At 35.2% G+C, this 21,280-nt stretch carries 19 protein-coding genes; all 19 read left to right on the top strand.

All coding sequences use genetic code 11. The annotated features are described in order from the left end of the window. The first annotated feature begins 228 nt into the window (after nt 1–228). Entirely contained in the window at nt 229–1,380 is a 1,152-nt protein-coding gene (gmd, locus tag OVA16_RS03605) for a GDP-mannose 4,6-dehydratase (protein WP_267763560.1), read from the top strand. 41 nt (nt 1,381–1,421) lie between these two features. Beyond that, nucleotides 1,422–3,878 (top strand): SLBB domain-containing protein, encoded by a 2,457-nt coding sequence (locus tag OVA16_RS03600; protein WP_267763559.1) that lies wholly within the window; start codon nt 1,422–1,424, stop codon nt 3,876–3,878. A gap of 32 nt (nt 3,879–3,910) precedes the next feature. Beyond that, the gene (locus OVA16_RS03595) at nt 3,911–5,179 is read left to right on the top strand and encodes a nucleotide sugar dehydrogenase (protein WP_267763558.1); all 1,269 of its coding nucleotides are present in this window, start codon (nt 3,911–3,913) and stop codon (nt 5,177–5,179) included. Then, entirely contained in the window at nt 5,166–6,293 is a 1,128-nt protein-coding gene (locus tag OVA16_RS03590; RefSeq protein WP_267763557.1) for a DegT/DnrJ/EryC1/StrS family aminotransferase, read from the top strand. Before OVA16_RS03595 ends, OVA16_RS03590 begins: the two co-directional genes overlap by 14 nt. After that, nucleotides 6,286–6,882, top strand: a complete 597-nt coding sequence (locus OVA16_RS03585) for an acyltransferase (RefSeq protein ID WP_267763556.1) — start codon at nt 6,286–6,288, stop codon at nt 6,880–6,882. Before OVA16_RS03590 ends, OVA16_RS03585 begins: the two co-directional genes overlap by 8 nt. Further along, nucleotides 6,863–7,918, top strand: a complete 1,056-nt coding sequence (locus tag OVA16_RS03580) for a Gfo/Idh/MocA family protein (RefSeq protein ID WP_267763555.1) — start codon at nt 6,863–6,865, stop codon at nt 7,916–7,918. The genes OVA16_RS03585 and OVA16_RS03580 overlap by 20 nt, the downstream gene beginning before the upstream one ends. A 13-nt stretch (nt 7,919–7,931) precedes the next feature. Further along, on the top strand, nt 7,932–9,023 hold the full coding sequence (locus OVA16_RS03575; RefSeq protein ID WP_267763554.1) for a Wzz/FepE/Etk N-terminal domain-containing protein: 1,092 nt from the start codon (nt 7,932–7,934) through the stop codon (nt 9,021–9,023). Between the two features lie 6 nt (nt 9,024–9,029). Next, nucleotides 9,030–10,055, top strand: coding sequence for a polysaccharide biosynthesis protein (locus OVA16_RS03570; RefSeq protein WP_267763553.1), 1,026 nt, complete (start codon nt 9,030–9,032; stop codon nt 10,053–10,055). Between the two features lie 7 nt (nt 10,056–10,062). Continuing rightward, a complete protein-coding gene (locus OVA16_RS03565; RefSeq protein WP_267763552.1) occupies nt 10,063–11,151 on the top strand; it encodes a DegT/DnrJ/EryC1/StrS family aminotransferase in 1,089 nt (362 codons plus the stop codon). A 23-nt stretch (nt 11,152–11,174) separates the two neighbouring features. Further along, on the top strand, nt 11,175–12,215 hold the full coding sequence (locus tag OVA16_RS03560; protein ID WP_267763551.1) for a DegT/DnrJ/EryC1/StrS family aminotransferase: 1,041 nt from the start codon (nt 11,175–11,177) through the stop codon (nt 12,213–12,215). A gap of 1 nt (nt 12,216) precedes the next feature. Further along, the gene (locus OVA16_RS03555) at nt 12,217–12,714 is read left to right on the top strand and encodes a GNAT family N-acetyltransferase (RefSeq protein ID WP_267763550.1); all 498 of its coding nucleotides are present in this window, start codon (nt 12,217–12,219) and stop codon (nt 12,712–12,714) included. A gap of 61 nt (nt 12,715–12,775) precedes the next feature. After that, on the top strand, nt 12,776–14,266 hold the full coding sequence (locus tag OVA16_RS03550) for an oligosaccharide flippase family protein (protein ID WP_267763549.1): 1,491 nt from the start codon (nt 12,776–12,778) through the stop codon (nt 14,264–14,266). Beyond that, complete coding sequence (locus OVA16_RS03545; RefSeq protein ID WP_267763548.1) at nt 14,263–15,501, top strand: glycosyltransferase family 2 protein; 1,239 nt, start codon at nt 14,263–14,265, stop codon at nt 15,499–15,501. The genes OVA16_RS03550 and OVA16_RS03545 overlap by 4 nt, the downstream gene beginning before the upstream one ends. Before the next feature lie 54 nt (nt 15,502–15,555). Then, a complete protein-coding gene (locus OVA16_RS03540; RefSeq protein ID WP_267763547.1) occupies nt 15,556–16,599 on the top strand; it encodes an EpsG family protein in 1,044 nt (347 codons plus the stop codon). 117 nt (nt 16,600–16,716) lie between these two features. Continuing rightward, a complete protein-coding gene (locus tag OVA16_RS03535; RefSeq protein WP_267763545.1) occupies nt 16,717–17,661 on the top strand; it encodes a hypothetical protein in 945 nt (314 codons plus the stop codon). A 17-nt stretch (nt 17,662–17,678) separates the two neighbouring features. Then, on the top strand, nt 17,679–18,767 hold the full coding sequence (locus tag OVA16_RS03530; RefSeq protein ID WP_267763544.1) for a glycosyltransferase family 4 protein: 1,089 nt from the start codon (nt 17,679–17,681) through the stop codon (nt 18,765–18,767). Then, on the top strand, nt 18,746–19,549 hold the full coding sequence (locus OVA16_RS03525; RefSeq protein WP_267763543.1) for a glycosyltransferase family 2 protein: 804 nt from the start codon (nt 18,746–18,748) through the stop codon (nt 19,547–19,549). Before OVA16_RS03530 ends, OVA16_RS03525 begins: the two co-directional genes overlap by 22 nt. Before the next feature lie 135 nt (nt 19,550–19,684). Continuing rightward, the gene (locus OVA16_RS03520) at nt 19,685–20,143 is read left to right on the top strand and encodes a DapH/DapD/GlmU-related protein (protein ID WP_324288498.1); all 459 of its coding nucleotides are present in this window, start codon (nt 19,685–19,687) and stop codon (nt 20,141–20,143) included. Continuing rightward, entirely contained in the window at nt 20,128–21,279 is a 1,152-nt protein-coding gene (locus OVA16_RS03515) for an NAD-dependent epimerase/dehydratase family protein (RefSeq protein WP_267763541.1), read from the top strand. The genes OVA16_RS03520 and OVA16_RS03515 overlap by 16 nt, the downstream gene beginning before the upstream one ends. Nucleotide 21,280 lies beyond the last annotated feature (1 nt).

Raw genomic sequence — 21,280 nt, 5'->3', positions numbered from 1 at the left:
AGAGAGAGATTTTGGGGTTTAGTTACAAGCCCAAACCTTAGTAAACAAAACCTTTAGCTAATTGTTTGGTATTCCTAAATTGTTTTGTTAATAACACAGAGTCGCATAAATTGCGTGACATTAATTCAATAAAAATGCTAATTTTGGGGCGCTAAATATCTACGACATTTTTGTGACACAAAACACAGTCTCGTGCTTTTAGTTGATAATCTTAAGGAATTTTAATAAATGAAAGTTGCACTAATTACGGGGGTGACCGGCCAGGATGGCGCCTATTTGACAGAGTTTTTGTTAAAAAAAGGATATTTTGTTCATGGCATTAAAAGAAGATCGTCTCTTTTTAATACAGACAGGATAGATCATTTATATCAAGACCAGCATGAGAATGATGTAAGGTTCAAAATGCACTATGGAGATTTAACCGACTCTACCAATCTAATTAGAATTGTTCAAGAGACACAGCCTGATGAGATTTATAACCTAGGTGCAATGTCACATGTAAAAGTTTCCTTTGATTCGCCAGAATATGTAGCTAATGTGGATGGAATTGGAACATTAAGAATTCTCGAGGCGGTGCGTATTTTAGGATTGGAAAAGAAAACAAGAATTTATCAGGCTTCTACCTCAGAGTTGTACGGCGGTTTGCCCGAAAATAAAAATGCAGCAGGCTTTTATGACGAAAATTCCCCGTTTTATCCACGTTCGCCTTATGGCGTTGCAAAAATCTACGGTTTCTGGATCACTAAAAACTATCGCGAAGCTTATGATATGTTTGCCTGCAACGGTATTTTGTTTAACCACGAGAGCCCATTGAGGGGAGAAACATTTGTAACACGTAAAATTACCAGGGCAGCCTCAAAAATAGGTCTTGGTTTGCAAAGCTGCTTGTACTTAGGTAACCTTTCTGCACAACGCGACTGGGGCCATGCCAAAGATTATATCGAAGCTATGTGGTTAATTCTTCAGCAAGAAAAGCCAGAAGATTATGTGATTGCTACTGGTGTTACCACTACTGTTCGTGATTTTGTACGTATGGCTTTTGCCGAGTTGGGCATTACCGTTGAGTTCTCTGGTAAAGATGAACAAGAAAGAGGCGTTATCATTGATATAGACACAGAAAAAGCTGCTCAATTAGGTTTAAATTTAGAAACGCTAAAATTGGGCGAAACGGTGGTAAAGGTAGATCCTAAATATTTTAGACCAACAGAGGTTGATTTATTGTTGGGAGATCCAACCAAATCTAAAACTAAATTAGGTTGGAAACCAAAATATGATTTACAAGGCCTAGTAGAAGATATGATGCAATCTGATTTAAACTTGATGAAGAAAGACGAATATCTGAAGCAAGGAAATTACAAAACGTTAAACTATTTCGAATAACAAACATTCGATCAAAAATTAAAGTTGATTAGCCTCGGCTCATGAAAAAAATATTTCTTTTTATACTGCTTGTTGTTACAGCAATATCAAGTTTTGGCCAAGTTGGTTCAAATATTAAAGTAGACGAACTGTCTGATGCGCAAATTTTGCAGATGGTAAAACAGGCAGAGTCTATGGGCTATACTTCCGAAGCTCAGTTAGAGCAAATGGCTATTTCTAGAGGCATCAAGCAAGATGAAATTGTTAAGTTTAGAGCAAGGGTAGAGAAATTAAAAAAGCAAGGTTCGGGGCAAACTACAGATAAATCTACAGCCGCAGCTGGTAGAGAATACAGCGAAACTACAGATGGAGGTTCTATTTCTAACCAGAAAAAGGAAGACGATGACGAGATCAAAACTAAAGTATTTGGTGCGGAGTTGTTCAAAAATGGAAATATCACTTTCGAGCCTAATTTAAGGATAGCTACCCCAAAAAGCTATATTGTAGGCCCAGATGATAAATTGATTATTGACCTTACTGGAGATAACGAACGTAGCTATAACCTCCAAGTAAGTACAGAAGGCGCCATTAATTTAGAGTATGTAGGCAGAATCATGGTAGGGGGCTTAACCATAGAGCAAGCTACTGCTAAAATTAAAGCGGCAATGGCAAAAACCTATCCGTCCCTTAGAACAGGCAGAACCTCTGTAGCCATTAATTTGGGTAATATTAGAAGTATACAAGTAACCGTTACTGGTCAGGCAGTTAAAACAGGAAGTTACACACTGCCTTCGTTGGCAAACGTTTATAGAGCTTTATATGTTTCGGGTGGTCCATCTCAAAACGGATCTTTTAGAAATATCCAAGTCATTAGAAACAATAAAGTTATCGCTACCATTGATGTTTACGATTTCTTGCTTAAAGGAATACAGACCGGTAACGTGCGGCTGCAAGATCAAGATGTCATTAATATCCCTACGTATGATAAAAGGGTAGAAATTTCTGGCGAGGTAAAAGATGCTGCCATATTTGAAATTAAACCTAACGAAACGTTACAAGACGTGATTGGCTTTGCACAAGGTTTTACCGCAGAAGCTTATACCGCAAAAATCAAGACTTTTCAAAATACCAATAAGGAAAGAAAAATTAGGGATATCTCAGCTTCGCAATACGCCGTTTATCAACCGAAAAATGGCGATAAATTTGTGGTAGAGGCGATACTGGAAAGGTTTGAAAATAGGGTAGAGATTATAGGAGCCGTGTTTAGACCAGGTATCTATGCGCTCGACAAAGGATTAACACTTTCTGGCTTAATTAAAAAAGCGGATGGTATTACTGAAGATGCCTTTTTAAATAGAGGATATATCAATCGTTTAAACCCTGATAAAACACAGTTTTTTGTTTCATTTGATGTAGCGAAAATTTTATCTGGAGAAGAAAAAGATATTTTATTGACTAGAGAAGATAAGGTAACCATTAACTCCATCTTCGATTTAAGAGAAGAATATACGGTAACCATACAAGGCGAAGTTAGAGCACCGGGAACTTTTGAATATGCAGAAAATATCAAATTAGAAGATGTTATTCAAATGGCAGGTGGTTTAAAAGAAGGTGCCAGCCCAAATAGAATAGAGGTTTCTAGAAGAATAAAAAACAGTGACCCAAATTCTACTTCTTCAAAAACCGCAGATCTTTTTGTAGTTAATGTAGATGAAGATTTAAAGGTATTGGGCGATAAATTCAAAATCCAACCTTTTGATATCATTTCGGTAAGAAGTTCAGAAGGTTACGCTATTCAAAAACAAGTAAAGATTGAAGGAGAGGTATTGTACCCAGGTATGTATACCATTACCTCAAAAGATTACCGCATTTCTGATTTGATTAAAAGGGCTGGCGGCTTAACTACCTTTGCTTATGCCGAAGGCGCTTCCTTGAAAAGACCAGGAGCCGAAAAGGTAAATCCAGCAGATAAGAACGCCATCAACAATAAAGAGGAAGAAGAGAAGAAGTTTCTTAACCTAGAACGTGTTAAAGAAAAGAATTTAAATGCTCCTGATACCGCAAAGAAGATAGATGAAAAACTAGCTCAATCTGATTTAGTGGGTATCAACTTAGAACGAATTTTGCAGAAACCATTATCTAGGCAAGATCTAATCTTAGAAGAGGGAGATATTGTCAGAGTGCCTAAGCAATTACAAACGGTAAAGGTAACTGGCGAGGTTTTAAATCCTAATAGTATCGTTTATGTGCCCGGTAAAAGCTTTAAGCAATATGTAAATGGAGCTGGTGGCTTTACCAGTTCTGCGCTAAAAAATAGGGCATACATCAAGTATGCCAATGGTTCTGCCGAAGCAGCAAAGAAATTTTTGTTCTTCAACAATTATCCAAAAGTTAAACCAGGTGCCGAAATTATGGTGCCAGTTAAAGCCGAACGAGAGAAAATCACAGCTCAGGGTTGGATAGGGATAGGTACTGGAATAGCTTCTGTAGCAGCTATCATTGTAAGCTTGTTGAGGTAATTGGTTCCCAATCATTGTTTTTAACTATATAAATGAGTAATTACCATATTGGTGTTATTGGCTTAGGATACGTTGGCTTACCGCTAGCTATAGCATTTGCCAAAAAATATAAGGTAGTTGGTTTTGATATTGATGTAGAGCGGGCTGCCGAACTTCAAAAAGGATACGATAGAACCAAAGAAGCCGATATGAACTTGCTTCAAGAAGTATTGTCTACCGGAAGTTTGGTATTTTCTTCTACGGTAAATGATATTTCGAAATGTAATGTTTTCATTGTAACGGTACCCACGCCAATAGATCAATTCAAATCTCCAGATTTGTTGCCTTTGCTAAAAGCATCCCAAATGTTGGGAACTGTGCTTAAAAAAGGCGATATCGTAATTTACGAATCTACTGTATATCCAGGTTGTACAGAAGAAGATTGTGTGCCGGTATTGGAGAAATATGCTGGATTAAAGTATAACATTGATTTCTTTTGTGGTTACTCTCCAGAACGGATCAACCCAGGAGATAAAGTAAATACACTTACTAAAATAAGGAAAGTAACCTCGGGTTCTACTCCTGCCATTGCAGATGTTGTAGATGGCTTGTACGCTAGCATTATTACTGCTGGTACGCACAAGGCGCCCAGTATCAAAGTAGCAGAAGCTTCTAAAGCCATTGAAAATGCCCAACGTGATATCAACATCTCTTTCGTAAACGAATTGGCTTTAATTTTCGATCGTGTAGGTATAGATACCAATGATGTAATTGAAGCGGCAGGCACCAAATGGAACTTTTTAAAATTTAAGCCAGGTTTGGTTGGTGGTCATTGTATCGGTGTAGATCCGTATTATTTGGCACATAAGGCGCAGCTGCTAGGCTACCATCCTCAGGTAATTTTATCTGGTCGTCGTGTAAATGATGATATGGGCATGTTTGTCGCTAATAAAGTGGTAAAACTGCTTATCAAAAAAGGGAATGCCATTAAAGGCTCTAAAGCTTTAATCTTAGGGATTACTTTCAAAGAAAACTGTCCAGATATTAGAAACTCTAGGGTAATTGATATCTATCACGAATTACTACAGTTTGGTATAAATGTAGCTGTTTACGATCCTTATGCTGATAAGGCGCAAGTGCACGAAGAATACGGTATTACACTTTTATCAAATTTAGAAGACAAATACGATAGCATTATTTTGGCTGTAAGTCATCAAGAGTTTCTTACGTTAGATTTTGGGGCATTGAAAAATGGAGAGCAAGCCGTAATTTTTGATACCAAAGCTTTTTTAGACCGTAGAATTATTGATGCCCGACTTTAAGGTGAAAGTGCCATTTTTTGATGCTGCGCAACTCTATAGCGCTAATAAAGCAGAACTTGACGGAATTGTTCTAAAAGTGTTAAGTGATGGCGCTTATATTAATGGTCCAGAAGTTGGACGATTTGCAAATCAACTGGCCGACTATCTCAATGTTAACCACGTTATCCCTTGTGGAAACGGTACAGATGCACTTTGTTTAGCGCTGATGGCTTTAGGCTTAAACCAAGGCGACGAAGTGATTGTTCCTACTTTTAATTTCATTGCAGCAGCCGAAGCTGTAGCTTTTTTAGGATTGACCCCCGTATTTGCAGATGTATCTCCTGAAGATTTTAATATCACGGCAAAAAACATCGAGGAAAAGATAAGCAATAAAACCAAAGCGATAATTGTGGTTCATCTGTTTGGTGCTGCAGCAGACATGGAGCCCATTTTGACACTAGCCAATCAACATCAAATATTTGTAATTGAAGATGTGGCGCAGGCTTTAGGAAGCGAGTATAATGGAGAAAAGCTAGGTACTTTTGGAGCCATAGGCTGTACCTCTTTCTTCCCGACTAAAAATCTAGCCTGTTTTGGCGATGGCGGTGCCACTTTTACACGAGACCAATTTTTGGCAAACAAGCTAAAAATGTTGGCCAACCACGGGCAACAAAAGAAATATGACCACCAATATGTTGGTGTTAATTCTAGATTAGATACTTTGCAGGCGGCCATTTTATCTCATCAGCTTGCACAGCTAGACGTTAATATTGAGAAAAGGATAGCTTTAGCCCAGCGCTATAACGAAGGATTAAAATCGCTTGATATCGGTATTTCCGTTAAAAGAGAATATACAAAACATAGTTTCAACCAGTATTGTATCGTTTTAAAAAGTTCCAGACAGCGAGACCAACTCAAAGCGTATTTAGCAGATCAAGATATTGCCACAATGATTTATTATTCGCAACCTAATCATTTGCAGCAGGCTTTTTCTTCATTGGGCTATAAAGTTGGCGATTTTCCTGTTGCAGAAGACCTTTGCGGTACAGTATTAGCCTTGCCTATCGCTCATCTGTCGATAACACAACAAGATGATGTCATTGCTCACATCAATGCTTTTTTTGCAAATGCCTAATTATTTTGTACATGAAACAGCAGTGGTAGATGAGGGCGCAAAAATAGGTGCTGGGACTAAAATTTGGCATTTTTGCCATATCATGCCTCACGCAAAAATAGGAAGTAACTGTAGTCTGGGCCAAAATGTAATGATAGCCGACCAAGTAGAGATTGGCAATGGCGTTAAAATCCAAAACAACGTATCAGTTTACGAGGGAGTAATGCTCGAAGACGATGTTTTTATTGGTCCTTCGGTGGTATTTACCAATGTTAAAAACCCTAGGAGCTTTATTAACCGTAAAGCGGAATTTAAAAAAACAGTTGTTAAAAAAGGAGCATCCATTGGCGCCAATGCAACTATTGTTTGTGGTAATACCATTGGCTCTTATGCCTTTGTTGCTGCGGGTACGGTAATCACTAAAGACGTGAAACCTTACTCTTTGGTAATGGGCAATCCCGCAGTACATGTGGGGTGGGTAAGCGAACATGGACACACCTTGAATTTTAACGTAAGTAATGTTACTCAATGTCCAGAAAGTGGAGAGAAATATCAATTGGTAGATAATCAGATTACTAAATTAGCACAAATTGGCATTGAGGAAAATTAGGTTTGCTGTTTTAGGTTGTGGGCATATCGGTAAAAGACATGCCGAACTGGTGGCTAAACATCCAAACGCCGAATTGGTAGCTACTATAGATTTGCGGGAACCTAAAGAACTACAGATTTCCAATTACCATGTGCCACATTTTTTCAATATAGACACTTTTTTAGAGTCTGGTATGAATGCCGATGTGATCAATATCTGTACACCAAACGGATTGCATGCCGAGCAAGCAGTTAAGTGTATTGACGAAGGATATCATGTAGTGATCGAAAAACCGATAGCCTTACAAATCGAGGAAGCCTACGCAATTTTAGCAGCAGCGAATAAAAATGATAGGCACGCTTTCCCAGTAGTACAAAATAGATATTCTGCTACAGTAAAGTGGTTGAAACAATTGGTTGAAAGCGGCGCTTTGGGTAAAATCTTTATGATCCAAATGAACTGCTTTTGGAATAGAGACGAGCATTATTATACCAAAGGAAGTTGGCATGGCACATTAGCACTTGATGGTGGTCCTTTGTTTACCCAGTTTTCGCATTTTATTGATGTGTTGAACTGGACTTTCGGCAAAATCACAAATATCAACGCCGACTTTTATAATTTCAACCACCAAGAAACTACAGCATTTGAAGACAGTGGTTTAATCAAATTTGAATTGGCAAATGGAGCGGCGGGTACAATTTCCTATTCTACATCAATCTTCCAAAGTAATTTTGAAAGTAGCATTACGGTAATTGCCGAAAAAGGCACGGTAAAAATTGGTGGTCAGTATATGAATGTGTTAGAATATTGCCAAATTGATGGTGCCGAAAGGCCGGTTTTGGATGAGCACCAATTGGTAAATCATTATGGCGCTTATAAAGGCTCGGCATCTAACCATCAACAGGTCATAGAAAATGTGGTAAATACGTTAAATGGTTTAGAAAAACCTCACGTATCTTTACCAGAAGGTATAGAAGTAGTCGAAATCATTTCAAGCATTTACCAGCAGCGTAAAATAGAAAAAACAACACTACAAGATAAAAAACATTTAGTTTAGCATTGATCGAATAATGACAAACGATTTAGAAAAAAATAAAAACATACAAGAAGATGAGATTTCTTTAAAGGAACTCATCTTAAAAATAAGAGAGTGGTGGCAATACCTGTGGAGTAAGAAATGGATCATTATTGCCGCGGGGTTGGTAGGTGCTTTACTTGGCTTGGGCTATTCTTTTACTAAAAAACCGATATATACTGCTACTACTACGTTTGTTTTAGAGAGCGGAGAAAAGAGTGGGGGAGGCTTAGGTGCTTATGCAGGTGTAGCCTCAATGATGGGTATTGACTTAGGCGGTGGTGGAGGAGACATGTTCCAAGGGGATAATATTTTGGATTTCTATAAATCTAGAAAGATGATAGAAAAAGCGTTGTTTAGCCCTGTTGATACAGGTTCTAACCAACCGCTTATCGAAAAATACATTGAGATCAATGAATTAAGAAAAGTTTGGGGCGAAAATGAGCAGTTGATCAAGCTAAAATTTAAAGTCGGCGATTTTGAGTTGGTGAAAAGAGACCGCTTGCGTGATAGCGTGGTCGGAAGTATTGTAGAAGATATAGGTAAAAATTATCTTTCGGTGGCCAAGCCAGATAAAAAGCTGAGTAAAATCCAAGTCGATGTGAAATCAACAAATGAGGTTTTTGCGAAAAGATTTAATGAGGAAATCGTTGAAAATGTAAATGATTTTTACGTGGAGACTAAAACTAAAAAATCTCTAGCTAACGTAGCTATTTTACAACGCAAAACAGATTCGGTTAGAGCAGTGATGAATGGAGCAATTTATAATGCTGCGGCAGTTTCTGATGCCACACCAAATATGAACCCAACTAGGCAGGTGCAACGTGTAGCCCCAATTCAAAGGGCACAAGCATCGGCCGAAACCAATAAAGCAATCTTAAGCTCTTTAATTCAAAATCTAGAAATGTCTAAAATGGCTTTGATGAAAGAAGCGCCTTTACTGCAAATTGTGGATGGGCCAATTTATCCTTTGCAGAAAGAGAAATTTGGTAAGGCTAAAGGTATTGTGTTGGGTGGGATTTTTGTTGTTTTCATAACATTGTTAATATTAACTGGTAGGTACTTTATTAATAAAATTTTAAATTAAAAATTTATGTATAAAAATAAAACGCTTTTGATAACTGGAGGAACAGGGTCTTTTGGTAATGCGATGTTGAAAGGGTTTTTAAATTCTGAATTAAAAGAAATTAGGATTTTTAGCCGTGATGAAAAAAAGCAAGAGGATATGCGTATCCAGTATAAAAATGACAAGTTAAATTTCGTGATAGGTGACGTTCGTGATTTCAATTCTATAAATCAAGCAATGCAAGGAGTAGATTACGTGTTTCATGCAGCGGCCTTAAAACAAGTGCCTTCCTGCGAGTTTTATCCAGAACAAGCAGTCAAAACCAATATTATAGGTTCCGAAAATGTCTTGGAAGCTGCCGCTAGAAATGACGTTAAACGCGTAGTTGTTTTGAGTACAGATAAAGCAGTGTATCCAATTAATGCTATGGGAATTTCGAAAGCAATGATGGAAAAAATAGCAGTTTCTAAAGCTAGAGATTCCAGAGTTAAAAATATTGATGCAATTTATACGGCAACTAGATATGGTAATGTGATGTGCTCTAGAGGATCTATTATCCCGTTGTTTATTCAACAAATAAAGCAAGGCAAACCATTAACTATAACGAATCCAGATATGACAAGATTTATGATGTCACTGGATGATTCGGTAGAATTGGTAAAATTCGCTTTTGAGAATGGAACCCCAGGCGATATTTTTGTACAAAAATCGCCAGGAGCTTCAATCAAAACATTGGCACAAGCATTAAAGGAGCTTTTTAATGCTGAAAATGAAATTCACATCATTGGAGAGAGGCATTCAGAAAAAAAATACGAAACATTGTGTTCTAAAGAAGAAATGTCGAAAGCCGAAGATTTGGGACGATTCTATAGAGTACCAGCTGATTTTAGAGATTTGAACTATACAAAATATGTTCAAGAAGATGGACCTAAACTTTTTGATAGCGAGTATAACTCTGATAATACTAAAAGATTAACAACAGAAGAGCTAAAAGCACTTCTATTGACATTAGATTACGTAAGAGAAGAACTATCTTCACACGACAAAAAGTAATAAAAAGATGTTACCTTTAGTAAAAACGAGTATTCCGTCCCGAGAAATTTTAATGCCGTTACTTGAAGAAGTACTATACAGTGGCTATGTCGCCCAAGGTGATACAGTGGACGAGTTTGAAAGAAAATTTGAGAATTATATTGGTGGAGGTTATACTCTGTCACTAAACTCTGGCACGGCAGCTTTACATATTGCCTTAATTTTAGCAGGCGTTAAAGAAGGAGATGAAGTAATAACTACTGCGTTAACGGCCGAGCCGACAAATGTAGCAATTAAAATGGTTGGTGCAAAAGTCAGATGGGCAGATGTAGACTATGAAACAGGAAACATAAGCGCAGAGTCGGTAGAAAAAGCAATCAATCCTAGAACTAAAGCTATAATCGTGGTAGATTATGCAGGCATACCTGTGGACGTAAAACGTGTTCAGGAAATTTCTGAAAAATATAATATCCCGGTAATTGAAGATGCGGCTCACGCTCTGGGTGCTAAATATAAAGGTAAGAAGACTGGAAATCACTTTCCTTTCACAGTCTATTCTTTTCAAGCGATAAAACACTTAACAACTATTGACGGTGGTGCGTTACAAATTTTAGATAAAGACTTATATGAAAAAGGGAAAATAATAAGATGGTTTGGACTTGATAAAAAATTAACTAGGATGGATAATAATATTCAAATTCAAGGTTATAAATATCACATGAACAACGTCAATGCGACAATAGGCATTGCGCAGCTCGCCCAAATAGAGAATTTAGTACACCGCTATATTGATAATGGTAAGTTTTTCGACGAGCACCTAAAAGGTGTTAAAGCCGTAGAACTAATAAACTATTACCCAGATACAGAGCCGTCATATTGGTTATACACACTCAAAGTAGATAACAGAGCTAGGTTTATTCAAATGATGGCAGAAAATGGAGTTATGGCTTCTGAGCTTCATAAACGTAACGATTTGCATGATTATTTAAATGATTTTCCCGCTGAGCTACCAAATTTGGACTTATTTTACCGTAAGATGGTTCATATTCCTTGTGGTTGGTGGGTCACTGATACAGATAGAGAGAAAATCGTTGCTTTAATAAAGAAAGGTTGGTAATGATACCTATTTATAAACCGTATATGCCGAAAGATATCGGCAATGAGATAAATGAAATACTTTATTCAGGACAGTTAGGATATGGGAAATATGGAAAGATTTTTGAAAATAAATTAGGAAAGTTTTTGGGATGCGAGAATGTCCTATCTGTAAATACTTTTAACATAGCGATGCTTGTAGTGTTATCGACTTTAGGCTTGAAAGCCGAGGACGAGGTAATAGCAAGTCCAGTAAGTTGTTTAGCCTCTAACCAACCATTTGCCATTAAAGGTATTAAAGTAGTTTGGGCCGATATAGACCCTAAATTTGGCGGTCTCTGTCCAGACAGTGTAAAAAGCAAAATTACTAAAAAGACCAAAGCGATTTTTCACAATCATTTTTGTGGTTACTTAGGTAACATCACGGCGATAAATGCCATCGGAAGAGAATATGGCATACCTGTTGTAGATGATGGCATAGAGGCATTTGGTTCAAAGTATAAGGGTAATAGACTAGGGAATATTGGAACAGACATTACTGTGTTTTCTTTTCAAACAGTGCGATTGCCGAATACAATTGATGGCGGCGCCATTGTCTTTAATAACAAAGAATTATATGAAAAAGCTTTACTAGTGAGAGACTATGGAATTGACAGAGGAAAGTTTAGAAATGAAAATGGCGAAATAAGCTCTTCATGCGATATCAAGCTAGAAGGGTACGGTGGTCTAATGAGCGACTTAAATTCTTGTATTGGGATTAGGCAAATGGATGATATAGAAGAACTACTCCAAATTCAAAGTAAAAATTCCAACTATTGGAAGAATAAATTTTATAGCCATCCCGAAATTCAACCCTTACCGGAAGTGGATTTTTGTGAGCCTAACTTCTGGGTTTTTGGAACTTTATGTGAAAATAAGGAAAAATCGATAAAAGAATTTAGGGAAAATGGTTTTTACGCTACTGGTGTGCATATAAACAATAATATTTACACAGTATTTAAAGATAAAACTAAATTAAAAGGTGTAAATGAATTTATGAATCGCTTTGTCGCAATTCCAAGCGGATGGTGGGTTAAAAATAGGTAGTATGGAATTAGTTTTAATTAAGCATAGTCAGTTGACAGATTTAGATTTAGAGAAAATCATTGATATAAAGAAGATACATTGGGATTATAGCCGTGAAGAGCATAAAGAATGGATTGATAAGAATTTAGGAGAGGCAGACATTCATGCTCTAATATTTAATAATGAGGAATTAGTTTCATATTTAAATCTAATCAGAACAGAAGTAAGAATAAACGGGGTAAGACAAAGTTTTATGGGTGTTGGAAATGTTTGTTCGCTCACAAAAGGATTTGGCTTCGGTAAAAAGTTAATGATTGAAATTCAAAATTATTTATTGAAGAATAACCTAAGAGGAATTTTGCTTTGCAAAGAAGAGTTAGTTCATTTCTACAAAAAACACCGTTGGGAGTTAATTGAGCCTGATAAAATCATTTCTGAACAATACAAGAATATCAATATTATGTTATTTAATATCAATTCAGTGATAGATAAATTAGACTATGACGGAAGAAATTTTTAAGATTTAGGATGAAGAAAAAACTTTAGAGCGAATTACAATTACAAAACGATAATATAGCTCAATGTTTAAAAATATTATTGCCAATTATATTGGCAAAATTTGGGGAATCTTTTCCGTATTTATATTTGTTCCTTTTTATATTAAAATTTTAGGGATAGAGGCTTACGCAATTATCAATTTTTATGGAATAATACTAACTATAATGTATTTTGCAGATGGAGGTCTTTCGGCTACTCTAAACAGAGAATTTGCAAGAAATACAGATAAAGCGATAATGGGCAATATACTCTTTACAATAGAAAGGGTATATATTTGTATATGCATTTTTATTGCTCTCTTCATAGCATCATTTTCAAGCATAATCGCAAATAATTGGCTAAATACTCAGTCCATATCTCCACATAGCCTACAAACTTTTATCATATTAATGGGGCTAAGTGTAGCATTTCAATTATTTTCTACCTTAGAAAACAGTGGTTTACTCGGTCTAGAAAAGCAAGTGTTGGCAAATGGTATTCAGGTTTTAAGTAGCTTTTTTAGATCAGCTGTAGTTTTAATTCCTCTATATTTTTATCCCTCTCTTTTAACTTTTTTCGTTTGGCAAGTAGTTGTAAATGTTTTATTTTTCTTTATTACACGGTACAACTTGTGGAAATATATTAAAACGGATACTAAGCACTCTTTTGATAAAGAATTTCTAAAGACAGTAGGTAAATTTGCGGGAGGCATGATGTTAATGGCTATCATCTCATCTTTGAACACACAGATAGATAAGCTAGTAATTAGTAAAACGTTATCCTTGAAAGAGTTTGGATATTACTCTTTAGCTGGTGTACTTTCGCAATCTCCTATACTTCTTGTTTCTCCGATAGCTGTTGCTATATTGCCTAGGCTTGTAAAGTATTCTGAAAACATAAATAAAACTCGTTTAAAAAGAATATTTCATATTAACTCCTCTATTTTATCGGCCCTTGCAACTTCGGCGGGATTAGTTCTTTTTCTGTTTACTTATGATTTTATTTTAATATGGACTCACAATAAAGAAATTGCTACTACAATAGATAATGTTGCCAAGGTTTTAATTCTAGGTTCTGTGTTTTTATCTTTTCAATTCATGCCATACCATTTAGCTATTGCAAACGGACACACAAAGACCAACATTAAGCTTAGTGTCGTGTCTTTAATTCTAATTATCCCAACTTTGTATTATTCTGTAAATAGATATGGCCTAATTGGAGCTACGTTTACTTGGCTAGCATTAAATGTTATTGCATATCTTTATTTAGGTTATTTCCTACTAGGTAAATTCTTAAAAAATGAATTTAAAAATTGGTTGTTTTTTGACACTATTTTGCCTCTAATAATTGCGTGTATTGTTGGATGCGTAAGCTACTTTTTAGTCTATAATTTACCCAAAGGGTTATATGTTTTACTATACTCTGTTGTAATAGGTATAATTTGCCTAGGAATTAATTTATTTGCTTTAGGGAAAATATACCCTAACTATAAATACTTGTATATCAATATTTTTAAAAAAAATATAACAAAATGAGCAGCAATATTAGGCCTCTGCTAACAATAGTTATTGCAACAAAAAATAGAGAAATTTATTGTATCGAAGCTATCAAGTCAATTTTATCTATAAATTCTGATAAAATAGAAATAGCAATTGCTGATAATAGTGACAGCAGCAAAGTTAAGATTTTTGTGGAAAGCCTAAATAACGAGCATTTAAAATATATTTATGATAGTTCTCCAACAAGCTCAATAGCTAATTTTAATAGAGCGATGAGTTTGGCTACAGGTACCTACGTTTGCATGATTGGCGATGATGATGGTATTAATCCAGATATAATAGAAGTTACAGCATGGGCATTAGATAATGATGTAGATGCAGTTTTCGGAAGTATGTCTGCGAATTATCGTTGGGAGGGTACGGGTGCGCCCGATACGCTTTTTACCAAAATGACAGGGAGTACATTAACAATTACACCATTTAACGGAAAAGCAGAAATTGTAGATATAAATCAATCTTTAGAAAGGTTTATGAAGAACGGATGCACTAATTATGCAGACTATAAACTGCCTAGGTTGTACCATGGACTCGTGAAAAGAAAATTCTTCGATATATTAAAATCTGAAACTGGGGATTATTTAAAGGGTTTAAGTCCAGATATATATTCTTCATTAGCATTGGCTTTCAAAATTAAAAAACTTGTTTTTTTAGATTATCCTATCACAATACCAGGCGTATGTGGAGTAAGTACATCTGTTATTGAAGGTCAAAAGAAATCAAATTCGAAAAAGATAGAGCATATCCCTCATCTGAAAAATAGAGGAGATTATTCTTGGAGCAAATATGTGCCCCGATTTTATTGTGTACAAACTATTTGGGCTGATTCTGGCTTTGCAGCTATAAAAGAATTTGGCCGCGAAGATTTAATTCAAAGATTTAATAGGCGCAGCTTGTACGCAAAAATATTGAATGCAGATTTAAGCCTAATAAGCTATCTTTATAAACACATTGTTGACGACTGCAAGTCTAATAGTCGATTTGTTTCTATTGAAATTATGTTAACATTTTTAAGTTACATCAAAGTTTTCGTAAAAAGAAATATATTCTTTAGAGCGTATAATAGATTTTGCACGAAGCTTAGATTAAAAAGAATGGATACTTTGACGGGTTTAGTGGAAATTACCCAAGCGATGAACGCATTAACTGACAATATTAGCCAGAGGCAAATAGATTACAGGCATAACTTAGCGAAAGTCGAAAATAAAATATAATTTGGGAGAGTTGTCAGCAAGCGACAAGATCATACTTTCAAAGAAGTTTATAGGATGATTTATTTAATAATCGGACTTCTTATTATAGCGCTTACTTATGTAGATGCGATAACTAAAGATAGAAAGTTTTCTAAATATACTTCTTTGTTCGTATTGGCTGTAATGCTTTTACTCGTATCATTACGCTACCAAGTAGGCACAGACTGGGATGCTTATTATGATTTTTATAAAGGAAATAGATCTACAGATAACGTAGAAATTGGATATGCTTTATTAAACGACCTTTTTTCAGGACTAGGTTTCCACTATAACTTTTTTATTTTAGTGCTCAACATATTTGCACTAACGCTGATGTTTTCCTATCTAAACAAAAATGGTTTTTTGCTATGTGTCGGTCTACTAATTTTTTTTTCAGATTTATTCTTGTATTTAAACCTAAGTGGAATTAGGCAGGGTATAGCCATAGCTATAACATGTTTTAGTATTAACTTTGCAATAAATAGAAATTTTCTTCCGTTTTTGGGGTGCATATTATTTGCCGCTTGTTTCCATGGTACCGCTCTTGCTTTCTTGGTAGTATATTTTTTGCCTAGAACGAAAATGAAATTTTATGTAATAATTTGTTGCGCTATCGGCTTCCTACTCTGTAATTTATTCTTAGAGTCTATTTCCGAGTTTATTACGTTATACACTATTAAGAGCGCCGATTTTTATACAAGTCAGCAAGAGAAAATTGATAATGTCATGAATCTCTTTTATGTCGGTATTGCCAAGCGCTCAGTTATTATATGCGTTATATTGTTTTTTGGACGAAAAATGTTCGACTTGCCGAACAGTCATTTTTTTTTTAATATATACTTGTTTGGATTCGGAGTTTATCTAAGCTCTTATCTCATATCGCCAGACATTGGTGCTCGTTTAAGTAGTTATTTCACAATATTTGAGATGTTATTAGCTGGGAAATTACTTTATGCAATGAATAATATAAATAACAGAGTAGTCGTTGTTACGTTATTTTCATTAATGGCCATATATAAGTTGTTAGGTTATATGAGTTTTGAAACATACGTTTATCAAACAATCTTTAGCACACTATAAAAGCTACAACAGGATTGCATTTAAATTTGATTGTTAGTTCGTGTATAATTAGGTCATTAACATTGTAATAAACAATACTTAGATAAGTTTTTTATTCTAAATTAAAAAAATAGTTTCATGAAAAGTGCAGTTTTATATTTAATCTTTAATCGTGTAGACGAAACGTTAAAATCTTTTGAAAGAATTCGGAATGCTAAGCCTTCGCGTTTGTACATTTCGGCGGACGGTCCAAGAAAATCAGTGCCTAGGGAAGAAGATGTTTGTAAGTCTGTACAAGAAATAGCTACCAATGTAGATTGGCAATGTGAAGTTTTTACACTTTTTAGAGATGAAAATTTAGGCTGTAAAAAAGCTATCGTAGAAGCTATAAATTGGTTTTTCGAAAATGAGAACGAAGGAATAATTATTGAAGACGATGTAATACCCAACGAAGAGTTTTTCCCTTTTTGCGACGCAATGCTAAATAGATATAGAGACAATGCTAAAATTAAGGCAATAAATGGATTTAATCAGTTTGGACAAGAGGTAAAAAGTAATTCATATTTTTATTCCCGAGGGTTTTACCCATGGGGTTGGGCAACTTGGAAAGATAGATGGACAAATTATCAAGCTGATGGTATCAATTTATCGAGATTAGATGATAAAGATATACGAAAAGTATATCATAAGGCAGCAATCGAAGGAGTGAAGTTTAACTTAAATATTATCAATAAAGGTGTTCTGGATACCTGGGATTACCAAATGGTGTACATGATCATGAGTGAACGAGGATTTGTTGTAACACCGTATGCAAATCTAACCTCGAATATCGGCGTAAATGGAGCCCACTCAACTAACAATCAAAATATTTTCTTTAAATATGGCCAGTTGTATATGGATAATTTAGCCTACCCAGAAAAGATTGAAGATAATGAAGGTATGAACGCCAAATTATGGGAAGAATATAAGCAAGCTTACTTTTCTGTAAAAGTTAAAAATATTTTATTTAAAACTAATGTCTACAAGCCTCTTAGGGGACTGTACAAAAGAGCTATGAAGCTTTATCTCTCTTTTTCTAAGTAGAGTTTCCTTTCATTATTATGAAGAATAAGAAAATTCTGTTCTATTTTAATAGCATGATGCCCGCTGGAGGGATTGAAAGAGTGATTGCTACTTTAGCAAACGAGTTTTCTAAATTTTTAGATGTGACTATTCTTGTAAAGGATGCCCCAGTTACCCATTATCCGCTTAATCAATGTGTGAAAATAGAGAGTTTAGGCAACGAAATTAAGCTTGACTTAAATAGCAAGATCAATAGGATATTTCAGGTTGGCAAGAATTTAATAGGTAGCAAAAGAAAGCTTAAAAAGTACCTCGCAAATAATGATTTTGATTACTACTATATTGCCCATCCGCTTAATGTTTTAGAGTTCTATTTAGCAAAAGGTATTAATAAACAAGTAATAATTACCGAGCATGGCGGTATAGATGCTTATAATAAGATATACAAAGGTCTAAAAAAATGGTTATATCCTAAGGCAAAAACCTATGTAGTTCCAACAAAAACAGATACAAGATTATATACAGACTTAGGTTTTCCATCAGTATATATTCCACACTTTAAATCGGCATTAACTTACTCTAAGAGTTTGCAAGATAAAAAAATCGCCATTACTATTGGCCGAATGACAGAAGCTAAAAGACAATGGATTTTAATAGACTTGTGGAACAAAATTGTACATACTCATAAGATATTAGATTGGCAATTGCATATTGTTGGAGATGGAAATCTTAAAGAAGAGTATTTAAAAAAAATTGAAAAATTTCAATTGAAGGAATACGTTACCATCCTTCCGCCCATAAAAGATGTAGAAAACTATTATAAGGAAGCGTCTTTTTTTTTACTTACCTCCCAATCAGAAGGTTTTGGAATGGTAATTTTAGAAGCCATGTCATTTGGGTTGCCTTGTGTAAGCTACGATTGTCCAGCTGGGCCTCGAGATATGATTACTAACAACACTGATGGTTTTTTAGTAGAGATGGATAATTTTGAAGCATTAGAAAAATCTACTTTAGAGATGATTACCAATCGTGAAAAGATGCTGGAGTTTGGTAAGCAAGCTTATTTGGTAAGTAAGAAATGGGATGATAATAGCATATTAAACGAATGGAAAAAGCTATTGAATTGAAAAAGATATCTGTAGTTATACCTATGTATAACTCGTCAAAAACTATAGAAAGGGCCCTGCTATCTGTTGTTTCACAACTCTATAAAGGAACGATAGAAATAATTATAGTAAACGACGGCTCCAAAGATAATTCGGCAGAGGTGGTAAATAACTTTATCCTTAGATATCCTGATTTTAATATCAAATTAATTAATCAGCAAAATGGGGGAGTTTCTAAAGCAAGAAATATCGGTCTAAAGAATGTTACAGGAAATTATATTGCATTTTTAGATTCTGACGATGCATGGTTTCCGGAAAAATTAGAAATTCAGATAAGCCATTTGACATCTGATATGTCAATCGATTTTTTAGGCACCTCATTTGATGGGTTTGGTTTAGAAAATAAGCATATAGGAGAATTAATAAAGATAGAATTTAAAGATCTATTGTTTAAAAATTATTTTCAGCCATCTACCGTTTTCTTTAAAAAAGCAATTATAGATAAAATAGGTTTTTTTGACGAAACTCAGAAATACGCAGAAGAAGGAAACTATTTTATGAGAATTGCAAGGGAATTTAATTGTTTCTTTCTAAACAAAAGTCTTATAACTTTTGGAGACGGTAAGGCAGGGTTTGGCGAAAGTGGGTTAAGTGCCAATTTGAAAGAAATGGAAAAGGGAGAATTGAAAAACCTAAAATTTGTGTACAAACAAGGCTGGATTAGCCCAGTATTATATGTTTTTGCAGTTTGTTATTCCTTATTAAAATATTTTAGAAGAATTCTAATCGTTAAGTTTAGATAAATGTCGGTCTTTAAAAGATATACGTTTTTGCAGCTATTGTCTCTTGTTTTTTGTAAAATAAGGACAAGATTTATATTTAAAAATGCTCGTATCATTCGTTTTCCAATTGATATAAGAGGTAAAAAATTTATTAAAGTGTCAAAAGGATTTACCACAGGGGTGGGTTGCAGAATCGAGGCTTATCCAGACGATAACCAAACAACTTTATTTTTTGGAGAAAATTTCCAGATGAACGATTATGTTCATATTACTTCAATGAAAAAAGTGCATATTGGAAATAATGTGCTTATTGCAAGCAAAGTATACATATCAGATTGTTCGCATGGTAGTTATGCCGGAAACCAAGATGATTCCAATCCAAATTCAAAACCTAAAGATAGGCCATTATATTCAAAACCTGTAATTATAGACGATAATGTGTGGATAGGAGAATTTGTATCTATCTTGCCTGGTGTTACCATTGGTAAGGGGTCCATTATTGGTGCAAACTCGGTAGTAAGCAAAAGTTTACCGGAGAATGTAATAGCAGTGGGCTCTCCGGCAAAGGCAATTAAGAAATTTAATTTTGAAATCCAACAATGGGTAAAAATATAAAGATGAAAAATATACTAATTACCGGCGGAGCCGGATTTATAGGAAGTAATTTAGCTCTAAGATTAGCCAGTAAGGGCTATGTTATAACGGTGCTTGATAATTTGTCAGTACAAATTCACGGGAACGATGCTAAAAACACATCGCCTCTTTACTTAAGCATAAAAGATAAAGTTAAATTTATTAAAGGAACTGTTACCTCAAAAGCTGATTGGCAAGAGGCTATAAAAGGGCAAGATGTAATTGTGCACTATGCCGCCGAAACAGGTACTGGCCAATCTATGTATGAGATACAAAAATATGTTGACGTAAATATAAATGGAACGGCCATACTTTTGGATTTGCTAGCTAACGAGCCAAATCAAGTTAAAAAGTTAGTAGTAGCTTCTTCTAGGTCTATTTACGGGGAAGGAAAGTACAAAAGCAAGGAGTTAGGGTTTGTTTATCCGAGGCATCGAACGGCCGATTATATGGATAATGGCGATTTTGAAGTTAAATATCAAGGTTCAAGTGCTCTAGAACTGGTAGCTACCGATGAAGAGTCAAAAATTCATCCATCATCCGTATACGGCATCACAAAACAAAATCAAGAGCAAATGATTATGACCGTTTGTCCCACTCTTGGTATTGCGCCCGTAGCGTTTCGTTATCAGAACGTTTATGGGCCTGGGCAATCTTTGAAAAATCCATATACAGGAATACTTTCTATCTTTTCAACACAGATAAAAAATGGAAATGGCATCAATATTTTTGAAGACGGGAGGGAAACTAGAGACTTTGTTTTTATAGATGACGTTGTGGATGCAACCATTCTTGGGATTGAAAAAAACGAAGCAAATGGTGAGGTATTCAATGTAGGAACTGGCGTACCTACAGATGTAGTTACGGTAGCTAATGGATTGTTAGAAAATTATGGGGTCGAGGTTCCTTTAACAGTTAGTGGTAATTACCGACTGGGAGATATTAGACATAATTATGCGGACCTAACTAAAATCAAAAATAAATTAGGTTTTGAGCCTAAATTCACTTTTGAGCAAGGGCTTAAGCAGTTTACCAATTGGGTAAATACGCAAGAAGTTGCGGAGGATAGATATACAAAATCTATCGAAGAAATGAAAGCTAAAGGGCTTTATAAATAAA

The organism is Pedobacter sp. SL55, assembly GCF_026625705.1.
Lineage (GTDB): Bacteria > Bacteroidota > Bacteroidia > Sphingobacteriales > Sphingobacteriaceae > Pedobacter.
Note: the sequence above shows the minus strand (reverse complement) of the source record. Positions and strands in the feature narration are given on the sequence as shown.